Here is a 25,160-nt window from a genome sequence, read left to right on the forward strand (position 1 = left end):
TCATGGGCGACGTTCTCCTGCAGGCACGCGGGCTGACGGTAGGCCATCGCCATCAGCCCTTGGGCGAGCCTTCGGACCTGCACCTTCATGCGGGCGAAGTGCTGTGCCTGCTGGGCCCCAACGGCTGCGGCAAGACCACACTGTTCCGCACGCTGCTTGGCCTGCTCCCCGCCATTTCTGGCGAGATTGCGTTGCAGGGGCAGCCCCTGCATCTGCTTGGCCGCAACCAACGCGCCCGGCAGCTGGCGTACGTTCCACAATCGGCGCCGTTCGCCTTTGCCTGGCGGGTGCTGGAAGTCGTTGCCATGGGCCGCGCGGCACATCTTGGTTTGTTGGCCACGCCCACGCGTGCGGACGAAACAATTGCCCTTGACTGCCTGGATCAGCTCGGCATCGCCGCATTGGCGCAACGCGTGGTCAGCACCCTCAGTGGCGGTGAACGCCAACTGGTGTTGATAGCGCGCGCACTCGCGCAACGTGCACAGATCCTGATCATGGATGAACCTACCGCCAGCCTCGACTTCGGCAACCAGCTGCGCATTCTCGACACCGTGCGGAGCCTCGCCGATCGCGGCATCGGCGTGCTGCTGTCCACACACCAACCGCAGCATGCGTTGCAGGTGGCAGACCGCATTGCCTTGATGGCCAACGGAAGCCTGCACGCGCTCGGCCCCGCCCGCGAGGTCGCCACACCCGAACGATTGGCGCAGCTCTACAACGTCGATGCCTCGCGCATAGCCATTGCCCTTCCTGACCTGCAGTCACTGTCCTGATGACCACACTTCCAGCCCCCATCGATCACATGGCCCGCTACCGCCAGCACCTGCTGGCTTGCGGCTTCCAGGCCAAGCCCGCCAGCGCGTGGGATGCGCGTGCGGCGCAGTCCAGTTGGAAGCGTCGGCACGACGACTACAGCGAGGCATTCCTGGCGCGGCTCGACCTGAGTGGCGTCAACAGCGTGCTGGACGTTGGTTGCGGGCCTGGTCTGCTCAGTTTGCCAATCGCAGCGCAGGTGAAACAGGTCCATGCCCTGGACTACAGCCGGGGCATGCTTGATGGCCTGCATGCCGCCATCCGCGCCCAACAGATCCACAACATCGAGCCACACCATCTGTCATGGGAAGACGACTGGAACAGGCTGCCCGTCTGCGACGTCGCCATCGCCTCGCGTTCACTGATGGTCCCTGAGCTGGAACGGGCGCTGATGAAACTCGATGCGCACGCAGCGCAGCGCGTCTACGTGACCTGTACCACACAGCCGCGTACTGGCGTCTTGGAGCTTGCGGCGCTGCTGGGTCGGCAATGGATTCCCATGCCGGACCATCGCTATGTGATGGAGCTGCTTTGGGATTTGGGACGGGAGCCCCGGCTCGACTATCTGCCGGTTTCGGCATTGGACCAAGCGCAGACTGCCGACGACCTGATCCGCCAGGCAGAACAGGTGTTCGGCGAGCTGCAGATGAACGAGCACAGCAGGATCGCAGAGTGGCATGGGCATTCGCCCCTGAATCGGCTCGGATTGGCACCCACCAGGCGTTGGGCCTTCATCTCCTGGGAAACCACGGCTCAAACTCGCTGAGATGGCGCATTGCGCTGATGGCCCAGGTCGGCGAGAACGGTCCTTGGCGCTGTTCAAGCTGCATCAGCTCCGGTGAGATCGGTCCGGGAAGGCGGCCGTGCAGGCGCCGCCGCCCGTCCATTATCCCGACATTGGCGCCAAGCCCCTGATATCTGGGACAATTGCCACCGGCCGGACGCTCCCGGCCCGCTACAGCATGGACCCGCATCGAGGCGGTCATCGCTCTGCTGTCCATTCACGGCTTGCCGCCGCTCTTCCCGGATCGTCATTTGAACGCCATCGATACCCCTGTTGCCCCTGCCCTGCCTCTGGCGGATCGCCTGCGCGAAGCGCTGGATCTGCTGGAAGCCATTGAAGCCGATCGCGGCATGCTCGATGCGTTGCCCGAAGCCGACCGAGTGCGCCTGCACCAGGTCGTGGCCAAGGTATTCCACCCCGAACCCAAGGCGCGCCGGCAGATGCTCAAGAAGCAGGCCCGTGAGCGCCACCAGGAAAAGGTGCGCAAATCCGAGGCGCTGCTTGAGCAGACCGGTATCCGCGCCCTACGCCGCAAGCCGGTGTTCAGCACCCCGAACTACTTCCCGCCGCATGCCGCTGGCCTGCACGATGCCAGCAACGGTGAAGGCGCAGCCGCAGCCGAGGAAGCCGTCCACTCGCCCGAGCTGCGCCATTGCTATGTGTGCAAGCAGAAGTTCACCCAGCTGCATCACTTCTACGACCAGATGTGCCCGGTATGCGCCGATCTGAACTACATCAAGCGCACTGAGACCGCCGACCTGCGCGGACGCGTTGCGTTGTTGACCGGTGGCCGCGTCAAGATCGGCTATCAGGCCGGCCTGAAGCTGCTGCGTGCCGGCGCCGAGCTGATCGTGACCACGCGCTTCCCGCGCGACTCGGCCGCCCGCTATGCCGAAGAACCCGATTTCGCCGTGTGGGGGCACCGCCTGCAGGTGTACGGGCTGGACCTGCGCCACACGCCCAGCGTCGAGGCCTTCTGCAGCGAGCTGTTGGCCACGCGCACGCGCCTCGACTTCATCATCAACAACGCCTGCCAGACCGTGCGTCGTCCGCCGCAGTTCTATGCGCACATGATGGCCGGCGAAACCGCTGCCGTGCAGAGCCTGCCGGAAACCATCCGCAAGCTGATCGGCAATTACGAAGGCCTGCGCAGCGCCGACCTGCTCCCCGTCGCGGCAGCCGCACTGCCGTCGCCGCAAGCTGTCGGTACTGACGGTTTGACCCGTGCTGCCGAGTTGTCGCAGGTGCCGCTGCTGGCTGACGAACTATTGGGCCAGCGCCATCTATTCCCCGATGGCCGCCTGGACCAGGACCTGCAGCAGGTGGACCTGCGCGACAGCAATTCCTGGCGCCTGCGCATGGCCGAGGTGCCGTCGGTGGAGCTGTTGGAAACCCAGCTGGTCAATGCCATCGCACCGTTCATCATCAATGCACGCCTGAAGCCACTGATGCTGGCCACGCCCGAGCGCGACAAGCACATCGTCAACGTGTCGGCGATGGAAGGCCAGTTCTACCGCAACTTCAAAACCACCCGCCATCCGCATACCAATATGGCCAAGGCCGCGTTGAACATGATGACGCGCACCTCGGCGGCCGATTACCAGAACGACGGCATCCACATGAACAGCGTGGATACCGGCTGGGTGACCGACGAAGATCCGGCGGGCCTGGCAGCGCGCAAGGTGCAGGAAGAACGTTTCCACCCGCCGTTGGACATCGTTGATGGCGCCGCCCGCATCGTCGACCCGATCATCCATGGCTTCAACACCGGTGAACACGTCTGGGGCCAGTTCCTGAAGGACTATGCGCCGACGGACTGGTGAGATAGCAGACGCCGATTGAAACAGTGGTTCAGCCCGACGGTCCGGGTTGAACCACGGCAATGCCGGAGCGAACCGCAATGACATCTTTCCTGGAAAACCTGCAGGTGTTGCCACGCGAGTTCTATCGTCGGCATCCCACTGTGGTCGCGCCGGAGCTGCTGAACAAGATCCTGCTACATGACGACGGCCGCTGTGCGCGCATCGTTGAAGTGGAAGCCTACGCCGGCAGCGAAGATCCCGCGGCGCACTCGTTCCGCGGCAAGACCGCGCGCAACGCGACAATGTTCGGCCCTCCGGGGCATCTGTATGTCTATTTCACCTATGGCATGCACTGGGGAAGCAATGCCGTCTGCGGCGAAGTCGATGAAGGTGTCGGCGTGCTGCTCAGGGCAGCGCAAGCCTTGAACAGGTTGGATCTGATGTATCTGGCCAGGCCTGCTGCAAAGCGCCCGATCGACCTGGCCAATGGCCCCGGTAAACTTTCCCAGGCGTTCGGCATCAACCGCGCACATGACGGCGCTGATCTGGTGAGCGGTGATCGCGGCATCCGGATTGTCTCCGATGGCCTACCTCCCCCTGACGCTCCGGTGATAGGTCCTCGTGTTGGGATATCCAAAGCAGTGGATCTGCCGTGGCGCTGGTCCGTACCGGATCAACCCTATGCCTCCAGAAAATAGCAGCAGACTACGACCGCCAGCGAGCTGTGGCGACGAGCCTTTGCGCGTATGAATGTAGTGAACCACTAGCGCGGGGCGACATAATCAGCGCAACTTTTCACGACAACTCTTCTGTGCTCGCGGCGGTGTTCCTCTGGTGATGGACTCAGGGGCCAACCTTTTTCCCAAGGAGCCCACGCGCTACTCATCATGGCGTATGAAACACATCCGCGTGCAGATCACCCGGCCGCAGACCATTGGCCTTTGTCATCTGGATAGCCGCTTCAACCATTCCCGGTGGACCAGCGCAATAAGCTTTCCAACCATCAAGATCCTGCAGATCTTCGCCAACAGCGTCTGTTACCAGCCCGGTCCGCCAAGTGCTTTCCCCGCAGGCATCGGATAGCACGGGCGTGAATGTCAGGTTGGAATGCTGCCGCGCCAAACTCTGGAAGTGCTCCACAAGGTAGAGATCTCTACTGCTTCTGGCGCCGAAGTAGACATGTATTGACTGGCGCATACCACGCGCGATTGCAGCCTCAACGATGCAATTGATGGGTGCAAGACCCGAGCCGCCCGCAATACATAGCATTGGTCCGGCGTGCTGTTCGCGCAGGAACGAGGATCCAAACGGACCTTCAACAAGCACAGGTGCACCAGGCTTCAGTTGCGCATGGATGGGCTCACTCACAATCCCGCCAGGTACTCGACGAACGTGGAACTCCAGCATCTGGCTACCTGATGGGCTGGCAATAGAGTAATCACGGCTCGGCAAGCCTGAGAACGTAAGGCGAACATACTGGCCGGCAGCAAAACTCAGCGGCGGCCCTTCATCGTTGACGACCTGGATACGATTGATGTCGTGCGTAAGCGCCTCTACCAGCGTCACCTTGCAGTTCAGGCGGCGGATCGGATGAGCAACTACCTGATTGTCATCAAGCCAGCTGACGACGCCATTGGTTGTCGGAATGGCGCGACACGCCAGAATCAATCCTTGGGACTTTTCTTCCTGCGTCAACGCAAAACGGCTGTGTTCGAGAGATTCGACCTCCCCGCTGACGAGGCGGGCTTTGCAGGACCCACAGCGACCCGAACGACATCCGTGTGGATAGTGCAGCATCCAGAATCGTGACACCTGCCGGCACCGCAATGATCGTGCCGGTCTGCAGGATTTCAACATGGTTCGTCATGGCAGCTGCTCAGGCAGTATTGGAGAGGCCGAGCGCTTCAACCAGGCCCGGTTTCTGCGAGGCGAACGTACCGTAGAAGACCTGCTCATCGACCAAGGTGATAGGCGCGACGCGCACACCGGTACGAGCCTTCGCCTCGTCCCTGATGGCCGGGTCAGTCAGGTCACGTTCTTCAAACGCAACTCCTGCACGGTTGAGCCAATCCTTCAGCATCCGGCAGTCAGGGCAAGTCGGTGTTGTGTAGATGACTACATGCGGGGTGAAAGCGTTGCTCATGACGACGTCCTCATCGTTGTTGTGATGTCCTTTCAAGCCCTACGTCGGGTTGAAATAGAAGCTGGAGCGCTTGGCCTGCGGCAGGTGTATCGGACCAATGGGCTCCGTTCCGAAGCCGCGCAGAACTCTGTGCGTAGCCCATGGTTTCTCTGTGTAGGCGCGAAGTCTAAAGATTGCCGCCATTGGAAGGTCAAGGGGCTCCAGCAATCTTTCTGCGGCACGCACCAACAAGGCTCAAGCTCCACGATTGTCGGCTGCCCGGCGACATCACGAGCAACGCGTTCTGCCCTGGCGGAAGCTCAGCTATCCATGCGGTCGCTGCCGCGACCGTAGGTGCTACTGAAAGCACCCGTCCGGAATCAAGCCTATGCCTCTTCGCGCCTGGCTTCGCTCTGCAACCATGACAGAAACGCTGCGATGGCCGGTTTCTCATCTGCCCCGGGAAGGGTCACGGCGTAGTAAGCAAACTCGGTGGGCCATGGCTGATCCAAGGCGACCACCAATCGGCCGCTGGCCACTTCCGACTGCACGTACACATCACGTACCAGCGCAATCCCCTGCCCCGCCTCGGCGGCGCGGATCAACAACACATCATCATCGAACGCGACACCTCGCACGATACGGGGATCGTCCGCCACGCCCAGTGCTTTGTACCAAAGCCGCCAATCGCTGCGATCCGAGTCCTGCAGCAATGGGTATTTGAGACAATCCATCGGCTTGCGGATCGGCTTGCCAACAGCAAGCAGCGCAGGACTCGCAACCGGCAGGAACACCGGCGAAGCAAGGTGACGCGATACCAAGCCCGGGTACTCACCCAAGCCGTGACGAATCGCTATATCGATGCGGTCGCGGCGCAGATCAACCAGGGCCGATGAAGCTTCAACGCGCACCTCGATGTCCGGATGCTTTTCGGTGAAGCGGCCCAGTCGAGGCACCAACCAGGACGCAGCAAAGCCGGGAACCGTGCTGATCGTCAGTGTCTGCCGCCCGTTGATCGCTTCCAACACAGCCATGCTGTCCTGGATGGTGTCGAAGGCGCGAAGCAAGGCCGGATAGACTTGTGCGCCTGCTGGACTGAGCGCGACGCCATGCCGATTGCGGATGAACAGCGTGACACCAGTACGGTCACTCAACAGTTTCAGCTGCTGGCTCACTGCGCCCGGTGTAACACCCATGACCTCGGCAGCTGCCTTCAAGCTGCCGTGTCGGCCTGTCTCTACAAACGCGCGTAGCGCCAACAATGGCAGGACTGCTCCCATGATTAGTTTTCCTGATTCTATTGTTTAGAAAGTATGGCTGTTGATGCAGCTGGCAGGAGGTCAGCATGGGGCACCAACCAAAGTAAGGAAAGCTAAATCGATGGGCAACCTTTCCAAGCCCGTATTGGAGTCCGCTATGGGGCCATTGATTGGCGGCCACATCCAGACACCGCTGGGACAGATGCTTGCCATCCTCGACCCTACGGGCGCATTGGTGCGCCTGGACTTTGTTGACGACGAGCGCGCCGCCAACTGCCTGGAATGGGCGCAACCGATACGTTTGGACACGCAAGCTGTTGCTGAAGTTGCGGCTGAACTGGACAGCTACTTCAGCGGTGCAAAGCGCGCCTTCAACCTGCGTCTGGCACCACGCGGCAGCGAATTTCTGCTGCGCGCCTGGCGGGCACTCGCGAAAGTCCCTTTTGCCGCGACCACCACCTACGGAGTGCTGGCGCGGCAGCTTCAGCCGGCGTCATCGGCCCGTGCCATAGGCCGCGCCAATGCGCTCAATCCCATTTCCATCGTCATTCCTTGCCATCGGATCATCGCCGCCACCGGTGCGCTTTCCGGCTACAGCGCGGGCCTGGAACGCAAGGCTGCCCTGCTCGCCCACGAAGGCTCGCTCCCACAGGCCAGGCTGTTCAAGAGCGAATGCCATTGATCGATCTAAAACTTAGCTGATCTACTTTTAACTGCCAGATCAAATCGTTTTTCCAGGCGATCAGCGACGCCTAGACTGCGGCCAATTCCAGTCTTTGGACATCAGCTGAAATGAATTCTGCAACAACCTTGGGGGCGCGGCGATGAACCCACACCTCCGTAATCAACCCACCCGTCGCGTCGTCCTGATAGCAATTGCCATCGGGGTGATCACTCTGCTCGTCGCGTTACTGCTCTTTGATGTCTACCGCAAACGCATGGCCTCCAATGCGGCCACAGCAGCAGGTGAACCAACGACGGTTCCAGTCGTGGTTGAAGCTGCACGAAGCGAAGTTCTGCCCAAGCAGATCGAAGCAATTGGCACCGTGGTGGCAGATCAGCAGGTACTGGTCGCCGCGGAAGTGGCCGGACGTATCACCGCAATCCATTTCAACAGTGGCCAATCGGTCAAAGCCGGGGATCCGCTGGTACAACTCAATGACGTGCCAATGCAACGCGAGCTGGACCGTCACCTTGCTGCTGCGACCCTGGCTGACGCCAGCTTGGCACGCGCACATCGGCTCAAAGACCAGATCCTGTCGCGCGCGGAGTACGAACAGCACCAGGCCAGCCACGCACAGGAACACGCACAGGTAGCACAGATCAAGGCGGAGATCGCGCAGCGTCGGGTGCGGGCGCCTTTCGAAGGTGAACTCGGCGTACGCCAGGTCAATCTTGGGCAGTTCATTGAAGCGGGCACCGCAATAGCCACGCTGACGGATCTGCGCAGTCTGCACGTGGATTTTCAGGTATCCGAACGTTTCCTGCCACAGCTGAGTACGGGGCTGGCGGTTCAGTTCAGCACGGACGGTGTGGCCAACAGCACTACTACCGGCACCATCACTGCCATCGATCCGCGGGTAGACCAAGACGATCGCATGGTCAATGTCCGCGCCACCGTGAGCGCTGCCCACAGCGGCAAACTTTGGCCGGGAGCATTCGCGCGCGTCCTGGTAACCCTGCCCGCCGATCCACCGACAGTCACTGTGCCAGCAATCGCGATAAGCGCTTCGTTGTCTGGAGACTCGCTCTATGTCGTACGCGACAAGCATGGCACACCACAGGCACATCTGCTGCGAGTAAAACCCGGCGTGCGCCACGGCGATCGCGTAGCACTGCACAGCAGCAGTCTGCAGGCGGGCGAACTGGTAGTCGTCTCGGGCCAGATCAACCTGCGCGACGGCGTACAGGTAAGCACGCGCGCAGCAACAACCGCGGCTGCCATTACCGCCGCAGGCAAGGAGCAGTGACGGTGGCATTTACCGATTTCTTCATTCGACGCCCCATACTCACCACCGCCTTCGCCCTGCTGATCGTACTTATTGGCCTGAGTGCACTGCTGGATCTGCCTTTGCGCCAGTATCCGCGCATAGAAAGCGCCGTGGTGACGGTCACCACCGAGTACCCAGGGGCTCCAGCCGACCTGATGCAGGGTTTTGTCACAACCACGCTGGCTCAAGCCGTGGCCACCACCCAGGGGGTCGAATACCTCACCTCGTCATCCGAGCAAGGTCGCAGCACCATCACCGCGCACCTGCGCCTGAATGCCGACTCCGATGCGGCGCTTACCGAAGTACTGGCGAAGGTCAACGAGGTCCGCTACCTGCTGCCCGAAGATGCATACGATCCGGTCGTCGTGCGCCAGGCACCGGGCGCAATTGGTGTGGTCTACGCAGGCTTCACCGCCCCCGACGGACAGGCCGCCACTGCCACCACCGACTACCTCTTGCGGGTGGCACGTCCTCGTCTGACCACTGTGGAAGGCGTCGCCGCGGTGAATGTATTGGGTGGGCAGACACTTTCGATGCGGATTTGGCTAGACCCGCTACGCATGGCAGCACACGGAATCACCAGTGCAGACATTGATGCCGCCATCGCCGACAACAACTATCAGGCCGCACCTGGGCAGGTCAAAGGTGTGTTGGTGGTCTCCAACGTGCGCACCGATACGCAGCTCGACAGCGTCGAGGGCTTCCGCCAACTGGTAGTGAAATCCAGTGGTGGATTGGTACGTCTGCAGGATGTGGCGTCGGTCGAGATTGGTGCACAAAGCCGCAACCAGACTGCGGGCATGAATGGCGCCGCTGCGGTCTATCTGGAAGTGATGGCCACGCCAGGTGGCAACCCGCTGACCATCTCGCGCGAAGTGCGCGCCGTGCTGGACGATCTCGACTTGCCTACCGGCACCACAATGGCTATCCCGTATGACGTCACAGTGTTCATTGATGCCGCCGTCGGCAATGTAAAGACCAAGCTGATCATCGCCAGCCTGGAAGTCGTACTGGTCATCTTTTTGTTCCTGGGGTCGGTACGCGCCGTGGCTGTGCCGATGTTGAGCATTCCGCTGTCGCTGCTTGGTGCAGCAGCCATCATGTTTGCGTTGGGGTTCAGCCTCAACCTGCTGACGCTGCTAGCCATGGTATTGGCGATCGGGCTGGTGGTGGATGACGCCATCGTAGTGGTGGAGAACGTACATCGGCGCATTGAAGATGGCGAGGCACCAGGGAGCGCTGCAATCAATGGTGCGCGCGAAATCGCCGGCCCGGTATTGACCATGGCGGCCACATTGGTCGCTGTCTATGCACCACTCGGCTTGGTCGGCGGCCTGACTGGAGCGCTGTTCCGCGAGTTTGCATTCACGCTGGCGGCGGCAGTGGTTGTCTCGGCCATCGTTGCACTGACGATCTCGCCAATGGTGGCTTCCAAGCTGCTACGCAAGGAACACCCCGGCCGTTTTGGCCAGTTCGTGGAGCGAGCCACCACCCGTGTGGTAACGGCCTATCACAGCCAGCTTTCGCGACTACTGCGCGACACCCGACCGATCCTCCTGCTCGGAGCCGGCGCACTGCTGTGCTTGCCGGTGCTGTTCAATGGACTGCAGTCCGAGCTGGCACCTACCGAGGATCAAGGAGAGATCGTGGTGGATATGAAAGCCCCACAGTCCGCCAACCTGGAATTTCTTGAGGGCCAAGCGGCGCGGGTGTCGACCGCCTTGAATGACATCTCGGAAGCCAGGAACACCTACATGGTGCAAGGCGTCGGCAGCGCCCTCAACCTGGGCTGGGGCGGCGCGATGCTCACACCATGGGGGGAACGCGATCGCACTTCCACCGAAATCATGAACGCGTTGCAGCAGAGTCTGGCGAACGTCGAGGGAATCGCTGGATCAGCCTACCTGCCTGCACCCCTGCCCGGTTCGGTAGGCGGGTTCCCGGTACAAATGGTATTGGCCTCGTCAGCCAGCCACGAAACCATACATGCGGCGATACAGACACTTGAAGCTGCCGCCGCCGCCAGCGGCAAGTTCGCCTTCGTCGATTCAAATCTCAGCTTTGCCAGTCCCACGGTCAATGTGCGCATCGACCGCTCACGCGCACATGATCTTGGTCTAAGCATGAAGGAGATCGGCGATACGCTGGCGCGGCTGGTCGGCGAGTCCTATGTCAACCGTTTTGGTGCACAGGGCCGTGCATACGACGTCATCCCGCAATCACCACGTGAGCAGCGTTTGACTCCTGAGATGCTGGCACTGTTCCATGTGCGCAGTTCCTCAGGCAGCCAGGTGCCGCTCTCATCCGTGGTCAGCCTGGAGCACGGCGTGGAAGCCAATGCACTGACCCAGCACAACCAGTTGAACAGCGCCACATTGGTAGCGGTGCCAGCGCCCGGCGTCACCTTGGGGAATGCGGTGGAGGTTTTGCAGCTTGCCGCCAGCACGTTGCAAGGCAGCTATCAAGTGGACTTCCTCGGTGAATCGCGACAGTACCTGCAGGAAAAAGGCGGCTTCGCGGTCACGTTCGCATTCGCACTGGTCTTCATTTTCCTGGTGCTGGCGGCACAGTTCGAGAGCATTCGCGATCCTTTGCTGATCCTGACCACAGTTCCGCTGGCCGCCTTCGGTGCTCTGATCACGTTGTTCTTCGGTTTCGGCACCCTGAACATCTACACGCAGATAGGCCTGGTGACATTGATCGGCCTGATCGCCAAGCACGGCATCCTGATCGTTGAGTTCGCCAATGCGCAGCAACGTAACCAGGGCCTGGACCGCACCGCAGCAGTACTGGTGGCTGCCCGCACCCGCGTGCGCCCGATCCTAATGACCACCGCGGCGATGGTCGGCGGCTTGCTGCCACTGCTATTCGCCACCGGCGCAGGCGCCGGCAGCCAGCGCGCCATTGCCGTTGTACTGGTGTCGGGCCTGATAGTTGGAACGGCATTCACCCTGTTCGTTCTACCAGCTGTGTATGCGCGGTTTGGCCGCCAGCTGGCGGCGGAACCCGCAACCAATGGCGCAGGAGAGCTGGCATGAAGATTCCTCCAACTTCGGTGGCTACTGCACGCCTGCGAACCTTGTCCTTCGCGGTGGTGCTGGTGGCGACAGCAACTGGCTGTTCCAGCATCCCGCAATCAGGATCGGCAGCGATATCCATCCCAGAGCACTATCGCCATGCAAGTCCGGCCGAACCGGCGGACGTGAAGAATTACCTGGCACTGCAAGCGAGCTGGTGGTCGATCTTCAACGATCCCTTGCTGGACAGCTACCAAGTACGGGCGCAGCACGCCAGCCCCAATCTGCAGGCCGCACTTGCGCGCCTGCAGCAGGCCCAGGCCCAGCAACTCGAGCAACGGTCAGCGTTCATGCCCTCGCTGGCTGGCAACGTTGGTAGCTCCCGTGAGCGCGCTTCGGAAGTATCCCCTGCGGCGTACAACCAACAGTGGAAGATGGGTGCCAATATTGCCTACGAGGTGGATGTATCCGGTCGCATTGCTGCTGAATCAACGGCTGCGAGCGCCGACAGCGAGGAGCAGGCTGCGCTCTATCACCATGTGCAGCTCAGCTTGCAGGCCAACGTCGCCGACAGTTACTTCCAGACCCGGGTACTGGACGCGGAAGTGGCTGTACTCGCTGACGCGCTCGCACTGTGGCAGCAGGATCTTTCACTGGTCCAGGCTGCCGTAGACATGGGGCAGCATGACGAGCTGGCGATGCTGCGCGTTCGTTCCGAACGCGACAACGCCGAAGCAGAACTATTGACCGCACAACGCAACAGGGCACTCGCCGAACACGCCCTGGCTGGCTTGCTTGGCTACACCCCAGCCGAGTTCAAGCTGACCGCACATCCGCTGCAGTTCCTGCCCCCCACTGTGCCCACAGGCATTCCCTCAATGCTGCTACAACGACGGCCGGATATTGCTGCTGCAGAAAGTGCATTGGCAGCGGCAAACGCCAGGATCGGCGCCGCCCGCACAGCCTACTTTCCTCGCCTTTTGCTCACTGGTGCTGCAGGCAGTGAGTCGCTCGCGCTAGGTGAGTTGCTGCGCTGGTCAGGTCGAACGTTCCTGTTTGGCATGGGGCTGGACCTTCCGCTGCTCGACGGCGGTCGCCGCAAGGCACGAGTTGCGTATGCAACTGCTCGCCATGCAGAGGAACTCGCGCAATACCAGCAGGTAGTGCTTGGAGCCTTCCAGGAGGTTGAGGACAGGCTGATCCAACGGCGCTCCTTGGGTGAGCAACGAACTGCAATTCAGGCGGCTCATCAAAGCGCAGCGCGGGCAGCCCAACTCAGTCAGCGTCGTTATGAGGAAGGCGCAATACACCAACTCGAGCACATCGATGCAAAACGCACTGCATTGAAGCAACACCTTGCAGTTGTGCGTGTCGATGGGGACCTCGCCCACACGACGATCCAGCTGATCCGCAGCCTCGGTGGCGGCTGGCGAACCGAAGGGCTCGTCGACTCTTCCTCCACCCGCGCCAATTGAAGTGCGCCTCCATGACGTGCATCTAGCACGTCCTCAACAAGGAAAACTTCGTGCCAACCCCAACACTTCACCTCTATACCGACAGCTCACCAAACGGCTTCAAGATAAGCATTGCGCTAGAAGAAGTTGAACTACCCTATCAGCTGCATCACGTGCGCATCGCCGAAGGCGAGCACCGGCATCCGGACTTCCTGAAACTGCACCCACACGCGCGCATTCCCGTGCTTGTGGATGAATCCGCTGGCATCACTGTGTTCGAGTCGGCTGCCATCCTGTTGTACCTGGCTGAAAAGAGCGGCCGTCTTCTGCCCCAGCAAGCCACGGCACGATGGGAAGCGATCACGTGGCTGATGTTCCATGCCGCCAGCGTCGGACCGATCCTTGGCCAGCGCGTTCACTTCGAGATGTTTGCCGACGAAACACTCCCGGTCGCGATTGAGCGCTACCGGCGCTTGAGCGACGAGTTCTTCGCGACCCTGGATCAGCGTCTGGCTGATCGGCCTTGGCTGGCCGGAGACGAATACTCCATCGCCGACATCGCCGGTTTTGGCTGGACGCACATCGCCCGTGTCATCGACCTGGACTTCAGCGCCTATCCGAACTTGAGCGATTGGCACGCCCGTGTCGCCGAACGACCCGCCGTACAACGCGGCGTACTTATCCCCGAACCGGCGACCGGCGCATGATAGAGAACCAGAAAGTGAGCGCATTGAACAACAGCATCGGTATGCAAACAGCGCTCAAGGGTGCGTCCGCTCCCGCGTTTGCGCACCACCGTGGTTACCAGCGGATGTTCCGCCAAGACGCACTGAGCCTTGGCATCTTCCTGCCATTGCGCTTCTATCGCGGCGACATGCGGGTCTTGGCCGGGCAGTCCGCGCTGGTTGCTCAACTGGATCGCGCTGGATTTGCTGCAGTCTGGGTACGCGACGTTCCCTTGTTCGACCCTTTGTTCGGCGATGCGGGGCAGGTCTTCGACCCGTTTACCTATTTGGCTTTCCTTGCTGCACAGACCGAGCACATTGCCTTGGCCACTGGCAGCGCCATTTTCTCGCTGCGGCACCCCATCGACCTGGCCAAGTCGGCAGCCACCATTGACCAGCTGTCTGGTGGGCGCCTGGTGATGGGTATCGCTTCTGGCGACAGGCCAGTTGAGTTTCCGGCGTATGGCATCGAACACGCACAACGTGCCGAGCGCTTCGCAGATACGGTCAGCTACGTCCGCGAGTTGATGCAACCGGGCATGTTGAACATCAACTCGCCCCTTGGTCGTGCGCAAGGCGTCGAGCTGCTGCCCAAGCCGGTGGCAGCTGCGGTGCCACTGTTGGTGACCGGAACCTCGCGGCAGTCGCTGCAATGGGTTGCCGAACATGCCGATGGTTGGCTGACCTACCCGGATGTCACCCATCACGCTGCTGGCCCCAAGCGTCTGGCCGAGAAGATACGCGCGTGGCGCGGATTGATCGGGGATGGCGGCTTCCGCCCGCACGTCACCAACGAGTGGATCGATCTGATGGATGACCCCAGCCATCCCAGAACGGCTATCGATGGCGGCTACACCTTGCGGACCGGGCGCAACGGACTGATCGACCTGCTCGGTGAATGGCAGCGTGCAGGCGTCAACCATGCGGCCCTGGGAATCCAGTTCAGTCAGCGTCCGGCACAGGACGTTCTGCAGGAGCTGTCGGAATGCGTGCTTCCCCTGTTCCCTTCGCACGACTCGCCGGTACCGCCAGCGATTCGTTGGTAGCAAAGTCATCGAGTTGCCGGGTCACGGCGATGTTTGTCGGCGTGTCCCGCCAGGAACAGATCCTGGCGGGAGGCGCGCTACACGGAGGAATGCCTACAGACTGGGCTCAGCAGGCAATCGTGAAATCACCACGGAAAGCAGCGCAGCCGATGCAAGTACTACTGCACTCATGACGAAGGTGCTCTGGTAGCCGCTGTGGTCAAACAACAGCCCTCCAAGCGTAGACCCCAACGCGATAGCCAATTGGATCACCGCCACCATCAGGCCCCCGCCTGCTTCCGCCTCACCGGGCAGCGTCTGCGCAATCCAGCTCCACCAGCCCACCGGCGCAGCGGTGGCAAGCAGCCCCCACAACCCAAGCAGCACAGCGACAGCGGTCAGCGAGCGCCCCATCGGTATCAAGGCCAGCGCGATCGCTGCCATCAGTATCGGTATGACAATCAGCACCCGATACAGACCTTGTTTGAGTACGCCACCAATCAAGGCGGTGCCGATGAATCCACTCAAGCCAATCCCCAGCAACACCCAGGACAGCGCAGACACGTCGAGCTGCGTCACCGTCTCCAGGAAAGGTCGCACGTAGGTGAACAGTGCGAACTGCCCCATGAAAAATGCTGCGCAGGCGGCCATGCCAAGCGCCACGGCCCTGCGACTGAGCAGACGAAGCACGCCACTGGCTGCATCGACACGCTCAGCCTTCATCGACGGCAGGCTCCACCACTGCCACGCCAACGCTATCAGTGCGATCGGAACCAGGCAGAAGAAGGCACTGCGCCAGCCCATGACGGCGCCGAGATAGCTGCCCAGCGGCGCCGCAATCACGGTCGCCAAAGCGTTTCCGCTATTGAAGATGGCCAAAGCGCGTGGCACCTGCGCAGCAGGCACCAGCCGCATGGCGGTGGCCGCAGACATCGACCAGAATCCACCGACAACCACGCCGATAAGCGCGCGCCCGACCAGATACACAGGGTAGTTTGGTGCCAGTGCCACCACGCTGCCAGACACGGCCATCAATGCGGTCAATGCGAGCAGCAAGGTCCTGCGATCTGCATTGCCTGCCAGTCGCGCTATGCACAGGCTGGTGACCACCGCGAACGCACCCGAGATGGCGATGCCCTGCCCCACCAGGCCTTCACTTACACCCAGATCGGCAGCCATCGGCGTGAGCAGGCTGACAGGCAGGAACTCGGAGGCGATCAAGGCGAACACGCACAGGGTCATGGCGAATACGCCACTCCAGTGCGATGCAGCCTCGTCCAGCTCCACAAAGGCACGCACGGGCGTGCCGACGACGGGGGTCGACATGAGAAACCTCTTTCATGATGTTTGTATTGATCGGCAGCGCGGTGTTGCCGCGGTGCCGGCACAGAAGCGGACTCGTTGCGTCCAGAACCACGGCGGGAGCATCACCGTGTCGCGAGAACCACAGCTACCTACTACCACCTGGTCACAAGGACGCGTGCAGCCTTCGTGCGCGCTGTGGATCTTCCCCAGCAAGATGCGAAGACAGGAAAGGCGTGAGGCTATTGAGCGGCGTGATACTGCTCATCACTCACCTGCTCCATCCACTCGACATTGCTGCCATCGAGCACGCCGGTGACCGCCAGATGGGTCATGGCCGTTGTCGGCCCGGCACCATGCCAGTGTTTGACGCCCGCCGGGCAGGTGATCACATCGCCCGGCCGGATCTGCTGCACAGGCTTGCCCCATTCCTGGGTAAGCCCAACCCCGGACATCACCACCAGACGCTGTCCTGCCGGGTGCGTATGCCAGGCCGAACGCGCGCCAGGCTCGAAGGTGACCCAGGCGCCGGAGGCAGTGAGCACTGGGTCGGCAGACCACACCGGGTCGACGCGTACGCGCCCGGTGAAATACTCCGCAGCGCCTGCGAGCGATGGCCGACTGCCAGCTTCCGAAACATGCTGCGTTGTTGAAGCTGCGGATACCGGCACTTCCGCGATCGCGGCCATCGGCACAGCCACCGCAATGAGCCCAAGGCTCTTCAGTGAATCCTGCATAGGTGTTCCTTGAAAGACCGGCCCCCCAAGGCTTTGGACGGTCGGGAAGCGTCCAGCAACCATCAGGATGATGGGCTGGCTGGTTTCCCATGAAAGATACGGCTGCCCTGAGCTGATCCGCTTGATAAGCAATACATGCTAGGCGACGCGACATGGCGGCAACAGCAGTGAAAGCCGCCAGCAGACCATGCTGCGCCTTCACTGCAGCGCTGGCCGTCAGGGCCAACGCTGCAGGCAACTACCGACTCGGCGAACCGCCTCAGCCGCCCATGGTGGCGTTGTCGATCACGAAGCGATACTTGATGTCGCCCTTGAGCATGCGCTCGTAGGCTTCGTTGATCTCCTCGGCACGGATCAACTCGATATCCGCCACGATCTGGTGCTTCGCGCAGAAATCCAGCATCTCCTGGGTTTCCGGAATGCCACCAATCATCGAACCGGCCAGGGTGCGGCGCTTGGTGATCATGTTGAACACATTCGGCGACGGGTGTGGCGTGGCCGGCGCCCCCACCAGCACCATCGCACCGTCACGCTTGAGCAGTGCCAGGAAAGCATCCAGGTCGTGTGGCGCGGCAACCGTGTTGACGATCAGATCGAAGCGCTTGCCCTGTGCTGCCATCGCTGCAGCATCACGCGAAACAACCACTTCATCCGCACCCAGCGCCAGGGCAGCCTCGCGCTTGGACTCGGACGTGGTGAAGGCGATGACATGTGCGCCCATGGCATGGGCCAGCTTGATGCCCATATGGCCCAGACCGCCAATGCCGACCACGCCTACCGTCTTGCCAGGACCGGCATTCCAGTGCTTAAGCGGCGAATAGGTGGTGATGCCGGCGCACAGCAGCGGCGCTACCGCAGCCAGCTGGTCTTCGGGGTGACCAATACGCAGCACATAGCGCTCATGAACCACGATTTCCTGGGAGTAGCCTCCCAACGTCCAACCCGGCGCATCCGCGGTAGTGCCGTTGTAGGTGCCGACCATGCCGTCACAATAGTTTTCCAGCCCGGCATCGCAGTCTTCGCACTGTTTGCAGCTGTCGACGATGCAGCCGATACCCACCAGATCGCCAGGCTTGAAGCCACTCACGTGCGCGCCGACCGCAGCAACCCGGCCGACGATTTCGTGACCAGGCACGCAGGGGAACTGGGTACCCGCCCATTCGGCACGCACCTGATGCAGGTCGGAATGGCAAATGCCGCAATAGGCGATGTCGATCTGCACATCGTGCGGCCCCGGCGCGCGGCGGCTGATGTCCATCGACTCGAGCGGCTTGTCGGCGGCATAGGCGCCATAGGCTTTGACAGACATGGGAACTCCGGCAGTGTTTGGGGAAGGTGGCCATTGTCCACCGCGATGACTCGGCTGATAAGGTAATCAATGCTTCTAGCCACTATTAGCTGAACTAATCAATCAACCGTGCCACACTGCAGCCATGGCACGACGCAACCTCAATGATCTGCTGGCCTTTGTCACCGTGGCGCGTGAAGGGAATTTCACCCGCGCGGGTGCGCTGCTGGGCGTCTCGCAGTCCGCGCTCAGCCAGGCCATCAAGGCCTTGGAAGAACGGCTGCAGATCCGCCTGCTCACCCGCACCACCCGCAGCGTCTCGCCTACCCCGGCGGGTGAGCGCCTGTTGCTGGCCATTGGCAATCGCTTCGATGAAATCGAAGCCGAACTGGACGCCCTCACTGAACTGCGTGACAAGCCGGCCGGCTCCCTGCGCCTGACCTGTGGTGATCATTCGCTGCAAACCATCCTGCTACCCAAACTGTTGCCCTTGATGCACCGCTATCCCGACATCCGCATCGAGTTCGACGTCAGCTACGCGCTGCGCGACATCGTCGCCGATCGCTTCGATGCCGGCGTACGCCTTGGCGAAAGTATCGACAAGGACATGATCGCCTTACCGATCAGCCCGAAGGTGCGCATGGCCGCTGCCGCCTCGCCGGCCTACTTCGAAAAGCACCCAATCCCGAAGGTTCCCGCAGACCTGACCCAGCACCGCTGCATCAACATCCGCTTCGCCACTTCAGGCGGCCTGTATGTCTGGGAGTTTGAACGCAACGGCAGACAGGTGAATGTGCGTGTTGAGAGTCAAGCGGTATTCAACACCTCCCCACCAATGGTAGAGGCGGCACTGGATGGCTTGGGCATTGCCTTCCTGCCGGAGGAAGAGTTCGGCCCGCACATTGAAGAAGGCCGACTGGTCCGCGTGCTGCAGAACTGGTGCCCGCCCTTCCCTGGCTACCATCTGTACTACCCCAGCCGCCGGCAACATTCGGCTGCGTTCGCGCTGGTGGTGGATGCGTTGCGAGTAGCGGGCTGACATAACGTATCTGCAGCGGTGATAGCTGGTGTGTCGAGCCATCAGTTCTCAAAGTCTGTTACGACAACACGGGCAATTGCGCCATCCTTCAGCGAATCAAAACCTTCGTTGATCTGCGAAAGCGCGATCTTCTTCGACACCAATCCTTCCAAACTCAAGCGCCCCGCAAGCGCCATATCCGCGTAGAAAGGAATGTCACGCTTCAGGTTTGACGAGCCCATATAGACCGTTTCAATCCGGTTCTGATTGAATTGAAGACCGAGGGTATGAAGGTCGATGGTTGTAGCACTACCGACGCCAACCAGGTACAACCCACCGCCTTTGGCCAGCATCCGTAATCCCTGCTCGATCACGCTGCGGATACCCACGAAGTCAAATACATAGTCAGCGCCACCTGGAAGCAACGCTTTCACCGCCTGTACCGGGTCAACCTCGCTGGAGTTGATCAAGTCGGTCGCACCAAAACTACTGGCGCGCACGAGTTTTCCTTCGGCCACATCGATGGCGATGATCCGCGACGCACCGGCAAGTACCGCACCGCCAATGCCGCTCAGCCCAACGCCACCGGCACCGATGATGATCACTGTCTGCCCGTGCTGCACCTTGGCCGTATTAAGCACCGCCCCTGCCCCGGTCAGCACCCCGCACCCCAATAGCGCGGCCTGCTCGAAGGGCAGCGTTTTCGGTACTGAAACTATCTGGTTTTCATGCGCCAACACCTGTGCGGCAAAGCCACCCAGTCCATAGCCTTGATTGATTACGCTACCGTCCGTGGCGCGCAAGCGCGCTGGTTCGCCTTCGCCGCGCAGTGTCGCCTCAGGGTGCAGGCAACCGTGGGTGTGTCCGGAAAGGCATTGCACACATCTCCCACAGAACTGAATCAAGCTGGCGACGACATGATCGCCGACACTCACGTCGGACACAGCATCACCAATGGCCACCACAATCCCGGCGACCTCATGCCCAAGCACTACCGGCGGCGCATAGCCAATGCCCGCAGCGGCGACTGTCAGGTCACTATGACACAGGCCCGAGGCCTTGACATCGATAAGCACCTCCCTGCCAAGGGGTTGATCCAGCTCGATGTCCCGCACATCGAACCGCCCGCCCAATGAACTGACGACGGATGCCTTCATTGAAATACCCTCCAGATGGTGTTGCATTGCGTAGTAAATGGGAAACCCGATCCGCGGTGGGCGTGGATGTCGCGAATGTCCAGGAAAATCTCGCTGCAGCTCGGATTGATTCGCCAACGGCTGCCTTGGAAGCGTGGAAGAAAGCGACCAATGCTGAACTCTTGGCCAAGTCACTTTCCATAAAGCTGCATGCACCAGCCATATCACTGCGCCATTGCGAGATCCATCTCACGACGCGATTGATCCAGGGCATCCCTTGGTCCAACAGTCCATTTTTCAAGACGACGATCGCGACAGTGCACCACGCATTGGCAGGTACACAGCCCCACGACACGCGGTGTGATGACTATCTGCTCAGCGCATGACGCGGAAGATTAGGAGCGTTCGAACTCGACCGGGTAGCCAGATATCGGCAAGTTCTTGCCTGTTCCTCTCAATGCTCGTGACCGCTCAATACCAGGTTCGACGCTTGCAGCACTTCACTCGGGCGAGCTGGCCGCAGAATGCTGTCGCGGAACTCCACCGCATCGCGTGACGGAGGTACGCCGAACATCTTCTTGTACTCACGACTGAACTGCGATGGGCTTTCATAACCAACAGCAAACGCAATACTTGCTGCACTTTGCTGCTGCGCAGCCAAACGCCGCCGTGCTTCCTGCAGGCGCAATCGTTTCTGGTACTGCAAGGGGCTCATTCCGGTTACCGCTTTGAAATGCCGGTGCAATGAAGACAAGCTCATGCCCACGTTCCTGGCCAACACCTCTACCCGCATCGGGCACGTGTACTCACGTCGGATGTGGCTGATCGCACTACTGACCCGCGACAGCCTGCTGTCAGACAGTGCGAGCTGCCGCAGCATCGCCCCCTGCTCGCCAAGCAATAGCCGGTAAAGTACCTCGCGTTCATAAAGGGGGGCGAGCATCGCGATATCGCCCGGCTGGGCCAGTAACCGGACCAGACGCGTCAGTGGATCCAGCAATACCTCTCCAAGCGCCCCCATGGCCATACCAACAGATGGCGGAAGATCATGCAGCTGTTCCCCCATGTCCAACAGCACAGCCGCCAGAATCGTGGGGTCCAAGCTCAGCGCGACTCCCAGAAACGGCAAAGGGCGGCTGGCTTGGCAGATTTCGCCGGACATCGGCAGGTCCACCGATGTCACCGCATAGCCTTGGGCGGGCAGTTCGAGAAATGCCTCGCCGAGCGTCAATCGCACATGCCCCTGCGCGACCACCAGCAGCCAAGCTTCGTAGACAGCGTCCGAGGCGGCGCTGACATCGTCGGAGCGCATCAGCGCCAGGCGTGGAATGGCAGTAGGCGTAAAGCCGGCATCACTATGCAGGGCAATTGCTTCCTGCAGTTCCGTCAACGTGGTCATGCAGTCAGCGTAGTCAAGCCTCACTGGAATGGAATGACCGAAACCCACATTCGCCAACAACCGGCAACAGCGGCATGACCGCTGATCCAATCCAACGCGGATCACTCAAAGCGGGAACTCTTTCCCCAGCGAAGCCGGGCAAGTACAGCCGAGCCAACATCTTCTTGGCAATGCCCGGGCTCGCTCCAGCTACTTCAACAGCGATTTGCCCTTGCTGTGATGCCGACGCACCAGCTCTTCCAGATAGATATCCAGCGCTGCCTTGGCATCTTGGGAAGTCTCTTTATGTTTCAACGCCCAATTCAGCCGATCCATCAGCACCGGGTCACGGCAATCATCCAAGCTGCTGTCATCCCACTGCCGGGCTTTGCGATAGCGCTTGGCACGCTCAGCCTGGGATAGCGGCGCAGCGTAAAGACGTGGCCGCCCGCGCCGTTTTACGGGCGCAGGAGCGTCGTCTTCCACTGTACTTTGATCATCAACCATCATCATTCCCTACAAGATTGCACTCAATATTAATGTGATACATCACTTATTGCGCGCACTTTCGCCACCAGCCGCTCTTGCTCAGCGATCATCGGGAAACGTTCATCTAACGTGCCGTGATTTCCTTCAATGAAACCACAGTTTCAAAACCACCACATTCCATAGTGCGGCCGCGTCTCCGGCGTACGCCACGACGTCCGCGTCGGCGTACAAAACCCCGAGAAACCAAGCTCCAAACCTAGCCGCGGCAACACCTGAAGCAGCTACCAGAGCAAGCTGGTTGCAAATTCAAACCTGCCCCACCATTGCCCAAAGATCAGACATGTCCTACGAAGCCAGCGCATTGAATAAGACCCGTGGTGCTTACTTTGCGGGCACTACGCAAATAAAGTAACAACAGGCGCATAGCACCCCACAACCTCTTTGCCCCTTCATGCCATGCGCCGGCTATCTGCGGCGTAGCTGTCTGCTCTGCAGAGGTTTCTCCCCCTTCAACAACTGAAGCCGATCCGCCATGAAGCCACTCAGCCTCCGCGTTGTTCTCGCGGACGATCACTCAGCCGTGCGTGCCGGCCTTCAGTACGTGCTTACAACGGCTGGCACCATTTCCGTTACGGGATCGGCACGAAACTCGACCGAGCTTATGGATGTGCTTGCGCGCAGTCCATGTGACGTTCTCATTTCCGACTATTCCATGCCCGGGGGGCGTTACGGCGACGGCATAGCGCTGTTGAAGCTGGTCAAAAAACGTTATCCATCCATAAAGATCGTAGTGCTCACCATGTTGGAGAATCCCGGCATCGTGCACTCACTTTTGACCCTGGGCATTTCCTGCATCCTGAGCAAGTCCGACTCGCTCAATCACCTTATGCCCGCCGTGCATGGCGCATTTGCCAACGGTCGCTACCTGTCTCCAACCATCACCGAGATCGCCGGAACCGTCACCTCTGGAAGCTCGGGTGTGCAGACACTGACGACCCGGGAACTGGAAGTCATCCGCTTCTTTGTCTCTGGATTGACGGTCAACGAGATCGCAGAGCGCTTGAGCCGCAGCAAAAAAACCATCAGCACCCAAAAAGGCGCCGCAATGTTGAAGCTGGGCTTGAAGCGTGATGTCGACTTGTTGAGGTACGGCATCGAATCCGGCCTGGCCGACGCCGAAGCTGGCCCTTCAATCGCCCGCGCGTCCTGAGCCGAGCAGATCGTATGCCGCCGTTTTCTTCGTCGCGAGCTCACGCCGACAACCGCCACAAGTCAGCCGCCACAGTCAACTTGGGAGTCAATTCCGAAATCTAAGGGCCAACCAAAAGGCAAGATATCTCCGCCTTATTGGGACAGGTCCTATGGCTGCGCCAGACCGCTTGACACAACATGAGCAAATTCCCTGTGCGGCGCCAATGTGGCGCTCGCATGCGTGCTTTGCTTTTGAGCTGCGGCTGAGAACATACATAGATGGACAAGAAAACCGCAGACGTGAAACGGCTGCTGATCGGCTTCGCCCGACTATCCACCCTCCAGAAGAATCAGTTCCTGGAGACACTCAATTTATTCATGTATGCCTCGCCACAGCGCAGGCGCAAGATCATGCTGCAGTGGGAGTCCGGCAAAACCGGGCTGGACGTCGAATGACCCAGCCCGGGCTTTGATAAGGATTGCGCAGCGGCTCTATACCCCAAAGCGCTCAGCTTTCACTTGCCTCGGACGTGGCCGAATTGCCACCTGAAGAAGTGACCAGCCCGTTCTCCATGGCGTAACGCAGCAGATCAACATCTTTCTCGATGGACAGCTTCTCCATCGCGCTGGCCTTCTGTGTGCTGATGGTTTTCTTGCTGCGATGCAGGCGCTCGGCAATCTCGTTGACCGTCAATCCCGATGCATAGAGCCGCACTACCTCGGACTCCCGGATGCTCAAAATGCCCGCAGGGTTGCGGCTGCGCCTGTTAAGTTCGATGCCCTGAACTACCTTCTCAATGGTAGGCGAGTAGTACTTGCCGCCACTCTGCGCGGCATGGACAGCAGGCACCAGGTGCGTCAGCGCATCCGACTTGCTGACAATGCACGTCACCCCCTGCGTCAGCAAAGTGTGCAGCACTGCCGGATTATCAAGCATGGTAAGCACTACCAGCTTTACTTGCGGGTAGCGCCTGGCGATCATTCCGAAAAGAGCGATCCCGTCCCCGAAGTCGCCCGCCGGCATTGCGTAGTCGGAGACCACAACATCGCATGCAACGCCGCTGAGCAGGGCCATCAACTCAGTCGAATCGGCGGCAGTCCCGACAAGCTCCAGGGTGCCGACCGATGACAGCTCGTACTTCACCCCAGCGATCATGCCCGGGTGATCGTCAGCCAAGATCACTCTGATCTTGAAACCACTCATGGCAAGGCTCTCCGTGAAGTGCGCTGACAGCTGGCCAATCCAGGCTGAGGAGGCATCCCCTACCCTGCGAGGCACTTCTGGACAGAATTTATGTCACATCACGCTCAAAGACAAAGACTTCTGAGTAAAAATTTAGCCCTTCGTTGCACGGAGGGTTAACTCCTTGCAGCCAAGCACTTAGCCAACTCTACACACGGCTGAGGCTCGGCTGCACTCGGACCGGCGGAGCCGCTGCCCGCAGCCCGATACTGCCCCCCCCCCTTAGCACCGCGCCTCCCGGATGCTGCGACCCGCTGAGCCCCATACGGAAGGCGGGACTGATCACCCCTCTCTACCACCCCGAACCCAGCCACCATTGCAGCCAGTGCGTAAACATCCAGCTCCGTCGTAGGTGGCCGAAAGGCATGCGTCGGCTTGGCATGCAA

At 60.6% G+C, this 25,160-nt stretch carries 24 protein-coding genes; 14 read left to right on the top strand and 10 right to left on the bottom strand.

All coding sequences use genetic code 11. The features are described from left to right. Positions 1-2: 2 nt before the first annotated feature. The 4 genes from ACVOLL_RS05580 to ACVOLL_RS05595 all read left to right on the top strand — a co-directional run bounded on the left by ACVOLL_RS05580 (position 3) and on the right by ACVOLL_RS05595 (position 4,097). A complete protein-coding gene (locus ACVOLL_RS05580) occupies positions 3-773 on the top strand; it encodes an ABC transporter ATP-binding protein (RefSeq protein ID WP_481511991.1) in 771 nt (256 codons plus the stop codon). Then, positions 773-1,579: a class I SAM-dependent methyltransferase gene (locus tag ACVOLL_RS05585; RefSeq protein WP_481511992.1), complete on the top strand. Its 807-nt coding sequence runs from the start codon at positions 773-775 to the stop codon at positions 1,577-1,579. Before ACVOLL_RS05580 ends, ACVOLL_RS05585 begins: the two co-directional genes overlap by 1 nt. A gap of 269 nt (positions 1,580-1,848) precedes the next feature. Then, positions 1,849-3,420: an SDR family NAD(P)-dependent oxidoreductase gene (locus ACVOLL_RS05590; protein ID WP_481511993.1), complete on the top strand. Its 1,572-nt coding sequence runs from the start codon at positions 1,849-1,851 to the stop codon at positions 3,418-3,420. 77 nt (positions 3,421-3,497) lie between these two features. Then, complete coding sequence (locus ACVOLL_RS05595) at positions 3,498-4,097, top strand: DNA-3-methyladenine glycosylase (RefSeq protein WP_481511994.1); 600 nt, start codon at positions 3,498-3,500, stop codon at positions 4,095-4,097. 187 nt (positions 4,098-4,284) lie between these two features. Here ACVOLL_RS05595 and ACVOLL_RS05600 read toward each other — a convergent pair whose 3' ends face one another. The 3 genes from ACVOLL_RS05600 to ACVOLL_RS05610 all read right to left on the bottom strand — a co-directional run bounded on the left by ACVOLL_RS05600 (position 4,285) and on the right by ACVOLL_RS05610 (position 6,801). Then, on the bottom strand, positions 4,285-5,256 hold the full coding sequence (locus ACVOLL_RS05600; protein ID WP_481511995.1) for a 2Fe-2S iron-sulfur cluster-binding protein: 972 nt from the start codon (positions 5,254-5,256) through the stop codon (positions 4,285-4,287). 19 nt (positions 5,257-5,275) lie between these two features. Then, positions 5,276-5,542, bottom strand: a complete 267-nt coding sequence (locus tag ACVOLL_RS05605) for a glutaredoxin family protein (RefSeq protein WP_481511996.1) — start codon at positions 5,540-5,542, stop codon at positions 5,276-5,278. 365 nt (positions 5,543-5,907) lie between these two features. Beyond that, positions 5,908-6,801, bottom strand: coding sequence for a LysR substrate-binding domain-containing protein (locus ACVOLL_RS05610; protein ID WP_481511997.1), 894 nt, complete (start codon positions 6,799-6,801; stop codon positions 5,908-5,910). Between the two features lie 43 nt (positions 6,802-6,844). Here ACVOLL_RS05610 and ACVOLL_RS05615 point away from each other — a divergent pair, with 43 nt between their 5' ends. The 6 genes from ACVOLL_RS05615 to ACVOLL_RS05640 all read left to right on the top strand — a co-directional run bounded on the left by ACVOLL_RS05615 (position 6,845) and on the right by ACVOLL_RS05640 (position 15,013). After that, complete coding sequence (locus tag ACVOLL_RS05615) at positions 6,845-7,462, top strand: methylated-DNA--[protein]-cysteine S-methyltransferase (protein ID WP_481512028.1); 618 nt, start codon at positions 6,845-6,847, stop codon at positions 7,460-7,462. A gap of 142 nt (positions 7,463-7,604) precedes the next feature. Continuing rightward, positions 7,605-8,750, top strand: coding sequence for an efflux RND transporter periplasmic adaptor subunit (locus ACVOLL_RS05620; RefSeq protein WP_481511998.1), 1,146 nt, complete (start codon positions 7,605-7,607; stop codon positions 8,748-8,750). A gap of 2 nt (positions 8,751-8,752) precedes the next feature. Continuing rightward, positions 8,753-11,809, top strand: coding sequence for an efflux RND transporter permease subunit (locus ACVOLL_RS05625; protein ID WP_481511999.1), 3,057 nt, complete (start codon positions 8,753-8,755; stop codon positions 11,807-11,809). A gap of 53 nt (positions 11,810-11,862) precedes the next feature. Continuing rightward, complete coding sequence (locus tag ACVOLL_RS05630) at positions 11,863-13,263, top strand: efflux transporter outer membrane subunit (protein WP_481512000.1); 1,401 nt, start codon at positions 11,863-11,865, stop codon at positions 13,261-13,263. 50 nt (positions 13,264-13,313) lie between these two features. Beyond that, complete coding sequence (locus ACVOLL_RS05635) at positions 13,314-13,949, top strand: glutathione S-transferase family protein (RefSeq protein WP_481512001.1); 636 nt, start codon at positions 13,314-13,316, stop codon at positions 13,947-13,949. Beyond that, on the top strand, positions 13,946-15,013 hold the full coding sequence (locus tag ACVOLL_RS05640; RefSeq protein WP_481512002.1) for an LLM class oxidoreductase: 1,068 nt from the start codon (positions 13,946-13,948) through the stop codon (positions 15,011-15,013). Before ACVOLL_RS05635 ends, ACVOLL_RS05640 begins: the two co-directional genes overlap by 4 nt. A gap of 93 nt (positions 15,014-15,106) precedes the next feature. Here ACVOLL_RS05640 and ACVOLL_RS05645 read toward each other — a convergent pair whose 3' ends face one another. The 3 genes from ACVOLL_RS05645 to ACVOLL_RS05655 form a co-directional block, all read right to left on the bottom strand. Continuing rightward, positions 15,107-16,318, bottom strand: a complete 1,212-nt coding sequence (locus tag ACVOLL_RS05645) for an MFS transporter (protein WP_481512003.1) — start codon at positions 16,316-16,318, stop codon at positions 15,107-15,109. A gap of 218 nt (positions 16,319-16,536) precedes the next feature. Next, positions 16,537-17,031, bottom strand: coding sequence for a (R)-mandelonitrile lyase (locus ACVOLL_RS05650; protein ID WP_481512004.1), 495 nt, complete (start codon positions 17,029-17,031; stop codon positions 16,537-16,539). Between the two features lie 259 nt (positions 17,032-17,290). Next, positions 17,291-18,340 carry an NAD(P)-dependent alcohol dehydrogenase gene (locus ACVOLL_RS05655; RefSeq protein ID WP_481512005.1) on the bottom strand — a complete coding sequence of 350 codons (1,050 nt, stop codon included), beginning with the start codon at positions 18,338-18,340 and terminating at the stop codon, positions 17,291-17,293. A 124-nt stretch (positions 18,341-18,464) separates the two neighbouring features. Here ACVOLL_RS05655 and ACVOLL_RS05660 point away from each other — a divergent pair, with 124 nt between their 5' ends. After that, entirely contained in the window at positions 18,465-19,358 is an 894-nt protein-coding gene (locus tag ACVOLL_RS05660) for a LysR family transcriptional regulator (RefSeq protein ID WP_481512006.1), read from the top strand. A gap of 41 nt (positions 19,359-19,399) precedes the next feature. Here ACVOLL_RS05660 and ACVOLL_RS05665 read toward each other — a convergent pair whose 3' ends face one another. Further along, complete coding sequence (locus ACVOLL_RS05665) at positions 19,400-20,494, bottom strand: alcohol dehydrogenase catalytic domain-containing protein (RefSeq protein WP_481512007.1); 1,095 nt, start codon at positions 20,492-20,494, stop codon at positions 19,400-19,402. Here ACVOLL_RS05665 and ACVOLL_RS05670 point away from each other — a divergent pair. Beyond that, positions 20,494-20,859, top strand: coding sequence for a hypothetical protein (locus ACVOLL_RS05670; RefSeq protein ID WP_481512008.1), 366 nt, complete (start codon positions 20,494-20,496; stop codon positions 20,857-20,859). The two genes, ACVOLL_RS05665 and ACVOLL_RS05670, sit on opposite strands and share 1 nt — an antisense overlap. A gap of 68 nt (positions 20,860-20,927) precedes the next feature. On the opposite strand, the gene ACVOLL_RS05675 is transcribed toward ACVOLL_RS05670, so the two are convergent. Together ACVOLL_RS05675 and ACVOLL_RS05680 are read right to left on the bottom strand one after the other, a co-directional pair. Next, the gene (locus ACVOLL_RS05675; protein WP_481512009.1) at positions 20,928-21,872 is read right to left on the bottom strand and encodes an AraC family transcriptional regulator; all 945 of its coding nucleotides are present in this window, start codon (positions 21,870-21,872) and stop codon (positions 20,928-20,930) included. 189 nt (positions 21,873-22,061) lie between these two features. After that, positions 22,062-22,364 carry a hypothetical protein gene (locus ACVOLL_RS05680; protein WP_481512010.1) on the bottom strand — a complete coding sequence of 101 codons (303 nt, stop codon included), beginning with the start codon at positions 22,362-22,364 and terminating at the stop codon, positions 22,062-22,064. Positions 22,365-22,872: 508 nt separating this feature from the next. Between ACVOLL_RS05680 and ACVOLL_RS05685 the strand changes: the two genes are divergently transcribed. Next, positions 22,873-23,550 carry a response regulator gene (locus ACVOLL_RS05685; protein ID WP_481512011.1) on the top strand — a complete coding sequence of 226 codons (678 nt, stop codon included), beginning with the start codon at positions 22,873-22,875 and terminating at the stop codon, positions 23,548-23,550. Between the two features lie 260 nt (positions 23,551-23,810). Then, positions 23,811-23,987, top strand: a complete 177-nt coding sequence (locus tag ACVOLL_RS05690; protein WP_481512012.1) for a hypothetical protein — start codon at positions 23,811-23,813, stop codon at positions 23,985-23,987. Between the two features lie 52 nt (positions 23,988-24,039). On the opposite strand, the gene ACVOLL_RS05695 is transcribed toward ACVOLL_RS05690, so the two are convergent. After that, positions 24,040-24,735, bottom strand: a complete 696-nt coding sequence (locus ACVOLL_RS05695; protein WP_481512013.1) for a response regulator — start codon at positions 24,733-24,735, stop codon at positions 24,040-24,042. Positions 24,736-25,160: the final 425 nt, after the last annotated feature.

It is taken from the genome of Stenotrophomonas sp. STEN035 (genome assembly GCF_056759935.1).